Origin of the sequence: Brevundimonas sp. UBA7534 (assembly GCF_002479325.1) — a bacterium.
Classification (GTDB): Bacteria; Pseudomonadota; Alphaproteobacteria; order Caulobacterales; family Caulobacteraceae; genus Brevundimonas.
In genome coordinates this window covers 397-13,383 of record NZ_DLMO01000105.1, presented here as the reverse complement: position 1 = coordinate 13,383, position 12,987 = coordinate 397, and the positions used below count along the sequence as shown (strand labels likewise).

Annotated in this window: 17 protein-coding genes; 11 read left to right on the top strand and 6 right to left on the bottom strand. The window is 69.1% G+C overall.

What is annotated here, in order from left to right; genetic code table 11:
- Both B2U11_RS08035 and otsB read right to left on the bottom strand, forming a co-directional pair.
- A partial coding sequence (locus B2U11_RS08035) for a trehalase-like domain-containing protein (RefSeq protein ID WP_292070983.1) occupies positions 1 to 397 on the bottom strand: 397 nt, incomplete at its 3' end.
- A 1-nt stretch (position 398) separates the two neighbouring features.
- Positions 399 to 1,157, bottom strand: coding sequence for a trehalose-phosphatase (gene otsB / locus B2U11_RS08030; protein WP_292070982.1), 759 nt, complete (start codon positions 1,155 to 1,157; stop codon positions 399 to 401).
- A 174-nt stretch (positions 1,158 to 1,331) separates the two neighbouring features.
- Here otsB and B2U11_RS08025 point away from each other — a divergent pair, with 174 nt between their 5' ends.
- The 9 genes from B2U11_RS08025 to truA all read left to right on the top strand — a co-directional run bounded on the left by B2U11_RS08025 (position 1,332) and on the right by truA (position 8,414).
- On the top strand, positions 1,332 to 2,324 hold the full coding sequence (locus B2U11_RS08025) for a KpsF/GutQ family sugar-phosphate isomerase (RefSeq protein ID WP_292070981.1): 993 nt from the start codon (positions 1,332 to 1,334) through the stop codon (positions 2,322 to 2,324).
- Positions 2,325 to 2,326: 2 nt separating this feature from the next.
- Positions 2,327 to 3,622, top strand: coding sequence for a glycosyltransferase family 4 protein (locus tag B2U11_RS08020; RefSeq protein WP_292070980.1), 1,296 nt, complete (start codon positions 2,327 to 2,329; stop codon positions 3,620 to 3,622).
- Between the two features lie 31 nt (positions 3,623 to 3,653).
- Complete coding sequence (locus B2U11_RS08015) at positions 3,654 to 4,805, top strand: polysaccharide biosynthesis/export family protein (protein WP_292070979.1); 1,152 nt, start codon at positions 3,654 to 3,656, stop codon at positions 4,803 to 4,805.
- Positions 4,806 to 4,810: 5 nt separating this feature from the next.
- Positions 4,811 to 5,398 carry a hypothetical protein gene (locus tag B2U11_RS08010; RefSeq protein ID WP_292070978.1) on the top strand — a complete coding sequence of 196 codons (588 nt, stop codon included), beginning with the start codon at positions 4,811 to 4,813 and terminating at the stop codon, positions 5,396 to 5,398.
- 32 nt (positions 5,399 to 5,430) lie between these two features.
- Entirely contained in the window at positions 5,431 to 5,829 is a 399-nt protein-coding gene (locus B2U11_RS08005) for an acyl-CoA thioesterase (RefSeq protein ID WP_292070977.1), read from the top strand.
- A 70-nt stretch (positions 5,830 to 5,899) separates the two neighbouring features.
- Positions 5,900 to 6,478, top strand: coding sequence for a peptide deformylase (def, locus tag B2U11_RS08000; RefSeq protein ID WP_292070976.1), 579 nt, complete (start codon positions 5,900 to 5,902; stop codon positions 6,476 to 6,478).
- The gene (locus B2U11_RS07995) at positions 6,478 to 6,720 is read left to right on the top strand and encodes a hypothetical protein (protein ID WP_201217134.1); all 243 of its coding nucleotides are present in this window, start codon (positions 6,478 to 6,480) and stop codon (positions 6,718 to 6,720) included. The genes def and B2U11_RS07995 overlap by 1 nt, the downstream gene beginning before the upstream one ends.
- Before the next feature lie 27 nt (positions 6,721 to 6,747).
- Positions 6,748 to 7,671 carry a methionyl-tRNA formyltransferase gene (fmt, locus tag B2U11_RS07990; RefSeq protein WP_292070975.1) on the top strand — a complete coding sequence of 308 codons (924 nt, stop codon included), beginning with the start codon at positions 6,748 to 6,750 and terminating at the stop codon, positions 7,669 to 7,671.
- On the top strand, positions 7,671 to 8,414 hold the full coding sequence (gene truA, locus B2U11_RS07985; protein ID WP_292070974.1) for a tRNA pseudouridine(38-40) synthase TruA: 744 nt from the start codon (positions 7,671 to 7,673) through the stop codon (positions 8,412 to 8,414). Before fmt ends, truA begins: the two co-directional genes overlap by 1 nt.
- 47 nt (positions 8,415 to 8,461) lie before the next feature.
- Here truA and fabB read toward each other — a convergent pair whose 3' ends face one another.
- The 3 genes from fabB to B2U11_RS07970 form a co-directional block, all read right to left on the bottom strand.
- Entirely contained in the window at positions 8,462 to 9,679 is a 1,218-nt protein-coding gene (gene fabB / locus B2U11_RS07980) for a beta-ketoacyl-ACP synthase I (RefSeq protein WP_201216964.1), read from the bottom strand.
- Positions 9,680 to 9,747: 68 nt separating this feature from the next.
- On the bottom strand, positions 9,748 to 10,281 hold the full coding sequence (gene fabA, locus B2U11_RS07975) for a 3-hydroxyacyl-[acyl-carrier-protein] dehydratase FabA (RefSeq protein WP_201216967.1): 534 nt from the start codon (positions 10,279 to 10,281) through the stop codon (positions 9,748 to 9,750).
- Between the two features lie 71 nt (positions 10,282 to 10,352).
- Positions 10,353 to 10,925, bottom strand: a complete 573-nt coding sequence (locus B2U11_RS07970) for an SH3 domain-containing protein (RefSeq protein WP_292070973.1) — start codon at positions 10,923 to 10,925, stop codon at positions 10,353 to 10,355.
- A gap of 68 nt (positions 10,926 to 10,993) precedes the next feature.
- Here B2U11_RS07970 and B2U11_RS07965 point away from each other — a divergent pair, with 68 nt between their 5' ends.
- Positions 10,994 to 11,980: a 2-hydroxyacid dehydrogenase gene (locus tag B2U11_RS07965; RefSeq protein ID WP_292070972.1), complete on the top strand. Its 987-nt coding sequence runs from the start codon at positions 10,994 to 10,996 to the stop codon at positions 11,978 to 11,980.
- Here the strand turns inward: B2U11_RS07965 and B2U11_RS07960 are convergent.
- Positions 11,977 to 12,408 (bottom strand): hypothetical protein, encoded by a 432-nt coding sequence (locus B2U11_RS07960; protein ID WP_201216976.1) that lies wholly within the window; start codon positions 12,406 to 12,408, stop codon positions 11,977 to 11,979. The genes B2U11_RS07965 and B2U11_RS07960 overlap by 4 nt on opposite strands.
- 291 nt (positions 12,409 to 12,699) lie before the next feature.
- On the opposite strand from B2U11_RS07960, the gene B2U11_RS07955 reads away from it, so the two are divergent.
- On the top strand, positions 12,700 to 12,948 hold the full coding sequence (locus tag B2U11_RS07955) for a hypothetical protein (protein ID WP_292070971.1): 249 nt from the start codon (positions 12,700 to 12,702) through the stop codon (positions 12,946 to 12,948).
- Positions 12,949 to 12,987: the final 39 nt, after the last annotated feature.

The window sequence follows — 12,987 nt, the reverse complement described above, 5'->3', positions numbered from 1 at the left end:
GCGCTCCCCAATCCGTCGAGGGGCGCAGGCGGACCCGAATGCGCGGCGTTCCCTCCAGGGGTCGCACCACACGCCCGAAGGCCAGCGGCCGATAGGTGCGCGAATGTTTGGGATGACGCGGCGCGAAGTCCAGGATCTCGACGGCCGCTCCATCCTCGGCCGTCAGCACCGTGCGAAGCACCGGCGTGTTGCGGACATAGGCCTGACTGACGTGTTTCAGCCCTTCCAGCTCGACGGCCCAGAAGCCGTGCTGGGGATCGTCGCCGTCCATCAGGGCGGAAAAGACCGGGTCGCCGTCGACGCGCGGCGCACAGGCCCAGACGTAGCGGCCCTGGCGGTCGATCAGGGCGCTGATCCCGCAGTTGCCGATGGGCCAGAGGTCGAGGTTGGGCTTCATCTCAAGCCTCCGCCACGGATTCGAGCCACCCCAGCACGGCGTCGACGCCGTCCAGCCGATAGCGCGCGGCGGTGGCCCGCTCCGCCCCCACCAACACGCCGTATCCTCCCAGGGCGGCGGCGGCCCTGAAACCGTCCTCGTCGGTGACGTCGTCGCCCAGCATGACGGGCGTCGCGCCCCGGAAAGGCGGCTCGGCCATGAAGGCGGTCACGGCGGTGCCCTTGCTGGCGCCTGGAGTCTTCAGTTCCAGCACCATATGGCCGGGCTGCAGGGCCAGGCCGGTCTCGTCGCTCAGTTCCCGCGCCAGGGTCTCGGCGGCGCCGGCCTGGTCCGGCGCCTGGCGATAATGCAGGCCCGCCGACACGCCCTTGTCCTCGACGATCATGCCCGGTCGTTCGGCGGCGAAAGCGTGGAAGGCGTCCAGCGCCCGCGTCACGCCGGCGTCCGCGGCGCCGCGCTCGATGGAACCGTCGCGCCGGCGCCGCTCCAGCCCATGCACCCCCGATGCGGAAGACAGGGCGCCGTCGGCGATGCGGTCGATCTCGGCCAGGGTGCGTCCGCTGACGATGGCCACGCGCCCGTCAAGCCGCCGTTCCAGCGCCTTCAGCACCGCCGTGCGCCGGGCCACCGGCTTGACCGCATCCGGCGTCGGAGCCATCGGCGCCAACACGCCGTCCATGTCCAGGAAGAGGGCGATTCCTTCGGCGAGGACGGGCGGCGGCGGCAGGACGAGATCGGCGGCTCCGACATGAGACGGCATAAGGCGAGAGACTCTCTGTTCGATGATTTCCCCGCACACCCTAACGCGCCAATGCGGCAAAGGTTGACGCGGAATCGACAACATCGTCTGAAAGGGAGCCGTTGCGCGCCGCCGTGGGATGCGGCAGACCGCGCGCCTCGAACAAGGAGAGCCCGCCGCACGGGCCTGTCGCCAATGACCGAGACTACCCTTTCCTCGCCCGAAGACATCGCCGCCATGACCGAGCGCGCGCGCGAGGTGATCCGCCTGAACATCGAGGCCTTGGACGCGCTGGAACGCTCCATCGACGTCTCTCTGGCCCGCGCCGCCGACGTGATCATGAGCCGGCCGGGCTATGTGGTCGTCACCGGCATGGGCAAGTCGGGCCATATCGGCGGCAAGATCGCGGCCACCCTGGCCTCGACCGGCACCAACGCCTTCTTCGTCCATCCCGCCGAGATGAGCCACGGGGACCTGGGGATGCTGCGTCCGGACGTGACCGTGCTGGCCCTGTCCAACTCGGGCGAGAGCCGCGAGCTTCGCGATCCCCTGATATATTGCCAGCGAAACGGGATCCCGGTGATCGCCATCACCCAGCGGCCGACCAGCTTCCTGGGCCGCAACGCCGCCGTCTGCCTGACCATGCCCAAGGTGGCCGAGGCCTGCCCCAACGGCCTGGCGCCCACCACCTCGACGCTGATGAGCCTGGCGCTGGGCGACGCCCTGGCCATGGTGCTGATGGATCGACGCGGCTTCACCGCATTGGATTTCGGCCTGCACCATCCCGGCGGCGCACTGGGCATGAGCCTGCAGAGCGTGCGGGAATGGATGGGCGACAACGCCGCCGCGCCCGCCGCCGTGCCGACGACGGCCAGCTTCAGCGAAGTCGTCTCGGCCGTCACCGAGGGACGCAAGGGGGCGGTCGCGGTTCTGAATGCGGACGGCACCCTGGGCGGCATCGTCACCGACGGCGACATCCGCCGCGCCTTCCAGCGCGACATCACCGCCCTGCAGGCGGCCGATATCATGAGCCCCAATCCGATCACCGTCGATCCGGACGCGCGGATGAGCGACGTGGTCGACCTGTTGACCGCCAACAAGATTTCCAATCTGTTCGTGGTCGAGGACGGACGCCCCACCGCCATCGTTCACATCGCCGAGCTGATGCAGGCGGGCTACGTCTCCTGACCATGCGCGTGCTCTACGACGTCAGCCGGCTGCTCAGCCGGGCCGAGCGGACCGCCCCGACGGGCGTGGACCGGGTTTGCCTGGCCTACGCCGAATGGCTGGATCAGCGTTCAGACGTGGTCATGATTCCGGTGCGCGGCCGCAAGGGTCGGCTGGTGACGGTGGACCAGACCTGGTTCCGCGACTTCGTGCGCAGCCTGCGGGCCCGCTGGGACGGCCGCACGGTCAACGGCGCGGCGCGGCACGAGGCGCGGCTGCTGGCGGCCCTGACCCACGACCAGCGTCCGGCGGAATCCGTCATCTGCCCCCCGCCCGCGCCCGATCAGAAGCCGGCCCGCGACAAACCCCGGGTGTTGCGCCAGTTCTTCCGCTCCCGCCACGCCGCGCCCTTGCCAGCGGCCGACCTTTACCTGAACGTCGGCCACACCACCCTGCACGAGGCGGACGCCCTGCAGGCGTTGGAGCAGGACGGTGTCGATCGCGTGGTGATGATCCACGACCTGATCCCGATCACCCACCCGGAATTCTGCCGACCGGGCGACGCCGACAAACACCGCGCCCGCGTGGTGCATACCCTGCGCCACGCCAGCAGCATCCTGGTCAACTCGCACCACACGGCTGATCAGCTGGCCGCCTTCGCCGTACGCGAGGGTCTGACGCCCCCGCCCGTGCACGTGGCCCACCTCGGCATCGAGACGGCCTTCGTCCCCGGCGACGCGGTGCAGGCCAGTCGCCCGTATTTCATTCATGTCGGCACCATCGAGGCGCGCAAGAACCTGGCCCAGTTGCTGACCCTGTGGCGGCGGCTGGAAGAAGAGATGGGGCAACGGACCCCGTCGCTGGTCTTGGTGGGGCGCTACGGCTGGGAAAACGAGGCCGTGCTGGATCACCTGCAACGGTCGCCCAATCTGCGCGGGGTGGTTCACCAGGCCGAGAACCTGTCGGACGGCGCCCTGGTGCGGCTGATGCGCGGCGCGCGCGCGGTGCTGGCGCCTTCGGCCGTGGAGGGTTTCGACCTGCCCGCGGTGGAGGCCTGCGCGATGGGGGCCCCGCTGATCGCCTCGGATATTCCGCCGCACCGCGAACTGACGCCGCAGGCCCAGTTGATCGACCCCCTGGACGGACTGGGCTGGCTGCAGGCCATCCGGCGCGCGACGCTGGACGAGACGCCGAAGTCTTCGGCCGCCTTCGCGCCGCCGCGCTGGGACGATCATTTCGCCGTCGTCGCCGTCGCCGTCGGTCTGGGCCGGACGCCGGAGCCGTTATCGCCTCTGGCGGCGCATGGCGAAGGCGAGTAAGCAAAGGTCGAACGAGGGGCTGAACGGCTTTATGACGCGTACCATCCTGCCGCTGATGATCGTCGCCATTCTGGGCGGCTGCACCACCTTGCCGCGGGACGGGCCCTCGGGCCGATCGGTCGACGCCGGCGCGACCCAGCCCGGCGCCCTTGGCGGTTACGCCCTGGTCGAGTTGAACTATGAAGTCAGCGAGCGGATCAAGGCCGTTCCGCCGCAGTTCTTCGGCTCGCTGACGGGCGCCGCCAGCGAGCGGCCGCTGGACCTGATCGGGGTGGGCGACGCCCTGCAGGTCCAGATCATCGAGCCCAGCGGCACCCTGTTCGGCGGCGGCGTCGGCGCGGGTTCCGCCGTCCAGCCGGGCAATCAGGTCCTGCCGGCCCAGGTCGTGGACCGCTCCGGCGCAGTGTCCATCCCGTTCGCCGGCGCCGTGCGTGTCGAGGGGCTGACGCCGCCGCAGGCGGCGGCCTCCATCCGCCGCGCTCTGGCCGGCAAGGTGGCCAATCCGCAGATCACGGTCGTGGTGGTCCAGAACGCCTCCAACTCGGTGACCGTTCTGGGCGACGTGCGTCAGCCGGGACGCAAACCCCTGTCCGTCAACAGCAATCGTCTGCTGGATGTTCTGGGCGAGGCCGGCGGTTCGGAGCGGCCGGTGGACGACATGATGGTGACCATCCAGCGCGCAGGCCAGACCTACGCCGCACCGCTTGGCGCCGTGACGACCTCGTTCGAGGAGAACGTCCGGCTGCAACCCGGCGACCTGGTCAACTTTGCTTACAAGCCGCGTCGGTTCAGCACCTTCGGCGCCCTGGGCGCGGTGGCCCAGGTCGACATGCCGCCGGGGCCGGTGACGCTGGCTGGCGCGCTCAGCCGCGTTTCAGGGTTGAACACCAACACCGCCAACGCCAGCCGGGTGATGATCTTCCGCTTCGAGCGGCCCGAGGTCGCGCGCGCCCTGGGCGTGACCCAGCCGGCCACCCCGAACGGCGTGCCGATCATCTATCAGCTGGATTTCAACAACGCCGCCAACGTCTTCGCCGCCAGCAACATTCAGATCATGCCCGAGGACGTGATCTATGTGCCGCTGGCGAACGCCGCCGAGGCGCGCAAGTTCTTCGAGTTCGTCCAGAGCATCACCCGCGTCATCTATGACGTGTCGGTGACCAGCGCGATCAACGTGGACTGACGGCCTTGAGCCTGTGGCGTCTCCTGCCGCGCCCGCGCAGAGAGACGCCGCAGGACGATCCCTTCCCGTCCGCCGCCCGCACCGAACACCGACCCGCTGCCGAAGGCCCGGCGCGCCAGGACGCCTTGTCACGGGCGCTGTCCGAAATGGAAGCGGCCGCGCATGAAGTCTATGCGCTGCACGGCCTGCCGACCCGTCCCGGTCATTACGAACGACCGCCCCGCGCGCGGCGCTGGCGCTTCATCGCCGAACAACTGACGCCCGAGGAACGGTTTCAGCGCGCTGTGGACCAGCCCCGACAGGCGGGCTGGCGTTTTGGCCGGCTGGAAGATCTGGGCGCGCGTTCGAACAAGGCCGACCTGGCCGCGGCCTCTGACCTTCTGCGACTCGCGCGGCGGCTGAGAGAGGCCCGGGACGGCCCCCTGCTCGCCGAGGATTTGCTGACGGCGATGGAGCTGGGCGCCACCTGGCGCGCCAATCGCGAGATCATCCTGGCGGCCCGCCTCAGGGGCGACGGGACCCGGCCCAGAACGTCGTCCCGCTCCAGGAGGAAGCGGCGATCGGGCGCTGACGCCACTCCCTCATCGGGCTAGAGAACCGCCCTCCCCGTTCGAAAGCGTTCATCATGACCGAAGCCTCCCAACCGCCTGCGACCCAGCCCGTCGGGCGCATCATCGCCATGCCGGCCGACACCAACCCGGAAGGGGACATCTTCGGCGGCTGGCTGCTGGCGCAGATGGACGTGGCCGGGGCGACGCCCGCCTTCGAACTGGCCTGCGGGCGCTGCGCCACCGTGGCGCTAGACGGCATGGTCTTTCACCAGCCCGTCTCGGTCGGCGACGAGGTCAGCATCTACGCCGAGGTGATCGGATCAGGCCGCACCTCGATCCGCGTTCATGTCGAGGCCTGGAAGCGCGCGCGCGGCCAGCCCCAGGCCGCTTCCGTGCGCGTGACCCAAGGCGTCTTCACCTATGTCGCCATCGACGAGAACCGCAAGCCGCGCCCCCTGCCGGGCAAGGACTGAGGGCGCGTCAAATCCGACCGCAAAGGTCGGAAATCTTGACCTGACGCCGGGGCCGGCCTACCTCCCGCCCATGACCCTTCGTCGCATCCTCACCATCGACAACGCCGCCGATCTGGCGGTCCTGAAGCAGGTTTCCAAGCCCGTTGCGGCGGTGGACGACGCCGTCCGCACCCTGATGGACGACATGCTGGAGACCATGTACGCCGCGCCCGGCATCGGCCTAGCCGCCGTGCAGGTCGGCGCCCTGGACCGCGTCATCGTCATGGACCTGGGCGACAAGGACGGCGACGCCTGCGAGATGGAGGAAGAGGACACGCCCGAGGCCGCCGAGGCGCGCCGCAATCCGCGCTTCTTCGCCAATCCCGAAATCCTCTGGGCCTCGGACGACCTCTACACCTACGAGGAGGGCTGCCTGTCGATCCCGGAGTATTTCGACAAGGTGGAACGCCCCGCCCGCGTCCGCATTCGCTACCTGAACCGTGACGGGGAGCAGGTGGAGGAGGAGGCCAGCGGCCTCTACGCCGTCTGCATCCAGCACGAGATGGACCATTTGAACGGCGTCCTCTTCATCGACCACCTGTCACGGCTCAAGCGCGAGCGCGCCGTGACCAAGGTCAAGAAGGCCGCCCGAGACAGGATCGCCGCCTGATGAGCCGACGCACCGTCCGCCTGCCCCGCCGGGGCCAGTCCCTGGTCATAGACACCCACGGCCGTCGTCGCCTGACGCGCAGTCAGAAAGTCGGCGTCGCGGGCGTGGCCACCTTGGCCGGGGTCGCCCTGCTGGGCGTGGTCGCGGGCCTGTTGCTGGACCGCCTGCTGGATTTCGACGACGCCCTGGACGCCGGCGGCGAGTGGGACGAGGGCGGCGGCGTCTTCACCCGCTGGCAGTAGGCGCGCCAAACCTCTAAAGCCCTGCCCATGCGCCTCGCCTTCATGGGTACCCCCGAATTCGCCGTTCCGTCCCTGGCCGAGCTGATCGCCTCGGGCCACGAGATCGTCGCCGTCTATTCCCAGCCGCCCCGCCCGAAGGGCCGGGGCCAGAAGCTGACGCCGTCGCCTGTCCAAGCCTTCGCCGAGAGCATGGGCCTGCCGGTCTTCACGCCGGAATCGATGAAGGCCGACGAGGCGATCGAGATCTTCCAGAGCCTGGACCTCGATGCGGCCTGCGTGGTCGCCTATGGCCAGATCCTGAAGCCCGTGATCTTGGACGCACCCCGCCTGGGTTGCTTCAACCTGCACGGCTCGCTGCTGCCGCGCTGGCGGGGCGCGGCCCCGATCCAGCGCGCGATCATGGCCGGGGACGCCCAGACCGGCGTCCAGATCATGCGGATGAGCGAAGGACTGGACGAAGGCCCGATCCTGCTCGGCGAGGTGATGGACATCCACGCCGACGACACGGCCGCCAGCCTGTCGGAGCGCATGGCTCATGTCGGCGCCGGACTTTGGCCTCGCGCCCTGGCCGCCATCGAGCGCGGCGGCGCCACCGAGACGCCCCAGGCCGGGGAACCGACCTACGCCCGAAAGATCACCCCCGCCGAGGCCCGCATCGACTGGACACGACCGGCGGCAGCGGTCGACGCCCATATTCGCGGCCTGTCGCCCTTTCCCGGCGCCTGGTTCGAGGCCCCGTCGGAAAACGGCCCTGTGCGCGTCAAGGCCCTGCTGTCCACCCTGGCCGACGGCTCCGGCGCGCCGGGCGCCGTGCTGGACGACGGCCTGACCATCGCCTGCGGGACGGGCGCCGTGCGTCTGATCCGTGTCCAGCGCGAGGGCAAGGCGGCGCAATCGGCCGAGGAGATGCTGCGCGGCTTTTCCCTGCCGGCCGGGACCGCGCTGGGCTGATGCCGCGCTACAAGCTGACCCTCGAATACGACGGCACGGCCTACAACGGCTTCCAGGCCCAGGACGGCCAGCCGACCGTGCAGGGCGCGTTGGAGACCGCCATTCACGCCTTCTCGGGCGAGCGCATCCGCATCGCCGCCGCCGGGCGCACCGATACCGGCGTCCATGCGCTTGAGCAGGTGATCCACGCCGACCTGGAGCGCGCCTGGCCCGAAAACACCGTCCTGAACGCCATGAACGCCCATCTGGTGAACGAGGACGTCTGCGTCCTGTCGGTCGAGCCCGCGCCCGATCCCGACTGGCACGCGCGCTTTTCAGCGACCGGCCGGGCCTATCTGTACCGCATCCTGAACCGCCGCCCCCAGCCCGTTCTGGAACGCGACCGCGTCTGGCACGTCAAGAAGCCGCTGGACGCGGAGGCCATGCACCACGCGGCCCAGGTCCTGGTCGGCCATCACGACTTCACCACCTTCCGCGACGTGGGCTGCCAGTCGAAGTCGCCGGTCAAGACGCTGGACGTCGCCCGCGTGACCCGCTTCGGCGAAGAGGTGCATCTGGTCTTCCAGGCCCGCAGCTTCCTGCACCGCCAGGTCCGCTCGATGGCCGGCACCCTGGTCGAGGTCGGCCTGGATCGCTGGACCGCCCATGACGTCAGGAAGGCCCTGGAGGCCAGGGATCGCGCCGCGTGCGGGCCGGTCGCGCCATCGACGGGGCTGTACCTGAGCGGGGTTAGATACGACTGAATCCCATCCACTCATCCCGGCGAAAGCCGGGATGAGTGGAATTGGGATCAGACCTTGCTGAGGATCAGCGTGCCGTTGGTGCCGCCGAAGCCGAAGCTGTTGGACATCACCGTGGTCAGTTCGCCGTCCTTGCGTTCGCGCAGGATCGGCATGCCCTCGAAGGCTGGGTCCAGATTCTCGATGTGCGCGCTTTCGGCGGCGAAGCCGTTCTGCATCATCAAGAGGCAGTAGATCGCCTCCTGCGCCCCCGCCGCGCCCAGGCTGTGGCCGGTCAGCGACTTGGTCGAGGAGATCATCGGCATGGCGTCGCCGAACACCGCCCGCACCGCCTCCATCTCCTTGGCGTCGCCCACGGGGGTCGAGGTGCCGTGCGGATTCAGATAGTCGATGGTGCGGCCCCCGGCCTGGTCCAGCGCCATCTTCATGCAGCGCTGGGCGCCCTCGCCCGAGGGTGCCACCATGTCGTATCCGTCCGAGTTGGCGGCGTAGCCGACGATCTCGGCCAGGATGTTCGCGCCCCGCGCCTTGGCCCGCTCGTATTCCTCGACCACCACCATGCCCGCGCCGCCGGCGATGACGAAGCCGTCGCGATCCTTGTCATAAGCCCGCGAGGCGACCGACGGCGTGTCGTTGAAGTCTGACGACATGGCGCCCATGGCGTCGAACATATTGGACATGGACCAGTCGATGTCCTCGCAGCCGCCGGCGAAGACCACGTCCTGCTTGCCCCACTGGATCTGTTCGGCCGCCGCCCCGATGCAATGGGCCGAGGTCGCGCAGGCCGAGCTGATCGAATAGTTGATCCCGCGCATCTGGAACCAGGTCGACAGCACCGCCGACGGGCCGCTGGCCATCGCCTTGGGCACGGCGAACGGGCCGATCCGCTTGGGCGAGCCCTTCTCCATCGTGGTCTGGGCCGCCTGCAGGATGACCTGGGTGGACGGGCCGCCCTCGCCGACGATCAGGCCGATGCGGTCGTCGCGGATGTCCTCGGCCGTCATGCCCGACGACTTGAGCGCCTCTTCGAAGGCGATGTGCGCCCAGGCCGTGCCGTTGGCCAGGAAGCGCGCGGCGCGGCGGTCGACCAGCTCCTCCCACGGGCCGATCTTCGGCGGCGCCCAGACCTGGCTGCGGAAGCCGTATTTGGCGTGGTCGGGCGCGTGCACGACGCCCGAACGGGCCTCGCGCAGGGAACGGGTCACTTCCTCGGCGCCATGGCCGATGGAGGAGACGATGCCAAGGCCGGTGACGACGACGCGACGCATGGGAAATCCTTCTTGCTTGCGGCTCCTCCCGGAGCCGGCCGCTGGGTGCGCGGCTCTATATGGGGGCTTCAGCCGCCGGCCGCTTGGTCCTTGGCGCCGAACAGGCCCACCCGCATGTCGTTGCAGGTGTAGATCACCTCGCCGTCGGCCTCCAGCACGCCGTCGGCGATGCCCATGACCAGTTTGCGATTGATGACCCGCTTCAGGTCGATCTTGTAGACCACCTTCTTGACGTCCGGCGTCACCTGGCCGGTGAATTTGACGTCGCCGACGCCCAGGGCGCGGCCCCGGCCCGGTCCGCCGATCCAGCCCAGATAGAAGCCGACCAGCTGCCACATGGCGTCCAGGCCCAGGCAGCCGGGCATGACCGGGTCGCCGATGAAGTGACACTGGAAGAACCAGAGCTCCGGGTTGATGTCGAGTTCGGCCTCGACATAGCCCTTGCCGTGCGCGCCGCCGTCCGCGTTGATCTGGGTGATCCGGTCGAACATCAGCATCGGCGGGGCCGGCAGCTGGGCGTTGCCGGGACCGAACAGCTCGCCGCGCCCGGAGGCGAGCAGGGCCTCGTGATCGAAGGACGAGGGATATTGCGATTGGGTCAAGGCGGTTCCGTTCCGTCAGCTGTTGCGGGCGGGTTACACGACCGCGCCGCTTCGCTCAACAGACAGGCGTTTCAGCCGCGTCCGGTTCCGGCGGGCCGGTTGGCGTTGCACAGGGCCCGCGACTGGGCGCCGAAGACCGCCCGCTGCACGACCCAGCCCTCCAGCCGCCGCGCCCGCACCCGGCACCAGCCGTCCTCGCACTCGTCCAGCGAGACGATGGAGCGGGGCTGCAGCCGCGCCCGCACGGGCGACGTCTCGGACCTTCCGGCGTGGATCGGGATTTCGGCGTCGGAATTGTTGAACACCGAACGTCGCCCCGAGGACACCGTGCGGTGGATCCAGGCCACGGCGCCGTCGGGATCGCACACCTTGCGCCACTCGGTCGTCTCGGCCACCACCTGCACCGGCAGTCCTGCGGCGCGGTATTCCCACAGGATCGGATAGTCCAGTCCCGGCCCCTGGCGCGCCCGCACGTGCGAGGACTTCAGCGAGATCCAGCGCGGCACCTCCAGGCCGGTCGGCGTGGGCCGCCCGTCCGGCATGGTCTGGCCCGCCCCGGCCATTACGGCCAGGCCCGCCACGGCCGCCAGAACCGGGGCGCGACGGCGAAGGCTTTGGAAGATGATGGCGGCTTTGCTAGACACCCAGGCACGACCCGTCGCACGCGGGCTCCGATCCCTGTTGAATCGCCGCCCGCAGATCAAGGTCCGCAATGTCCGCCTCCAAGCTTAAGGTCGTATTAACCAGACGCCTTCCCGACGCGGTCGAGACGCGGATGCGCGAACTGTTCGACGCCGAACTGAACCTGACCGACGCGCCGATGGACCGCGCGGCGCTGGAGGCGGCCGTCCAGCGCGCCCAGGTCCTGGTCCCGACCATCACCGACGTGATCGACGCCGAACTGCTCCAGGGCGCGGGCGACCAGCTGAAGATGATCGCCAACTTCGGCGCGGGCGTGGACCACATCGACGTGGACGCCGCCGTGGCCCGTGGGATCATCGTCACCAACACCCCGGGCGTCCTGACCGAGGACACCGCCGACCTGGCCATGAGCCTGATCCTGGCCGTCAGCCGCCGCATCGTCGAGGGCGCCCAGGTGGTGGCCGAGGGCCGCTTCGAGGGCTGGACCCCCACCTGGATGTGCGGGCGCAAGCTGTGGGGCAAGCGATTGGGGATCGTCGGCATGGGCCGGATCGGCCAGGCCCTGGCCCGGCGCGCCAAGGCCTTCGGCCTGCAGGTCCACTATCACAACCGAAAGCCCGTCCCGGCCCTGATCGAGGAGGAACTGGGCACCACCTACTGGGACGACCTGGACCAGATGCTGTCGCGCATGGACCTGATCTCGCTGAACTGCCCGGCGACCAAGGAGACGCACCATCTGCTGAGCGGGCGCCGCCTGGCCCGGCTCCAGCCCCACGCCATCCTGGTCAACACCGCGCGCGGCGAACTGATCGACGAAGAGGCCCTGGCGAACGCCGTCGATCGCCGCCTGCTGGCCGGCGTCGGCCTGGACGTGTTCGAGAAGGAGCCGGCCATCCATCCCGGCCTGCTGGGCCACCCGAACGTGGTGCTGCTGCCCCACCTGGGCTCGGCCACGCTGGAGGCGCGCCAGGACATGGGCGACCGCGTCATCGCCAACATCATGACCTTCCAGAACGGCCACCGCCCGCCAGATCGGGTCATCCCGGCGATGCTTTAAAGCAGCGCTAAAAGCATAAGGGCGTTCAAAACCACCATGGTCATGCAGACGCCGCCGAGCACAACCAGCAGAACCGTTGTCGCATCCCATCGCCGGACGGCGTCATTCACGGACGCTGGAATCTGCAGGGACAGGCCCGCAAGGCGCAGCGTCAACAAGGCGCAGATCAGTCCCGCAACTGCGCCGGCCATGCCCATGCGACCGCCTGTGGCGTCAAGTATCCGCTTCGGGCCCAGGGACAGCGCCGAGACAGCTCCGCCGGCTATGGTCGCCGTGGCCAGATAAAACCAAACCTTTCCCGCGCGCGCCGCGAGACCGGAGCACAAGCCCGTGACCGCCGCTGGAACTCCGCCCAGAAGGTAGACGAAGAGAATTGGGAGGCCCCCAAAAACAAGGGTTAGAAAGATCACCGCCCCGCCGGTGATCATAAGCGACCCGATCAAAGGCCCTGCCGCCAGAAACACCCCGGCTATGGCTAGGATAGAAGTCCAAGATGGGCGCCCGCTCTTCATGGAGCGCAACTTGAGGGCGGCCCAGTTTCAATCCGATAAACGGCGGCGTCGCGATCATGGGCGTCCCGGGCCATCCCGGCGATGCTCTAGGCCGCACATTTCACGCGACCGTCGAACCGGCCTCATACGCCTGTCGAAAACGGCGTTCAGGAGCGGAACCGTCGGCGACGCGCCTCGTTTCCGGCGACCTGTTCGAGGAAGCGTGCGTTGGATTCCTACTATTGCATCGTCAATCTGCCCGGCGTGCCGGTGCGGGACATCTGCGTGCTGGACGCCGCCTCGGACGAGGCCGCCGACCAGGCTCTCCAGGACGTGGCCCAGCGATGGGTCGGGTTCGAGACCCTCTATCTCTATTGCGGCGAGCGGGTCGTGACGGTGCTCAGCAACCCGGCCCTGGGCTTCGCCGACCCTCTGCCGGACCTTCCGCGGCCCGTTCGCTTCGCCACGGCGGCTTAGAGCCTGATCGGCTGAGGTGGAATCGCTTCGCGATTCCGC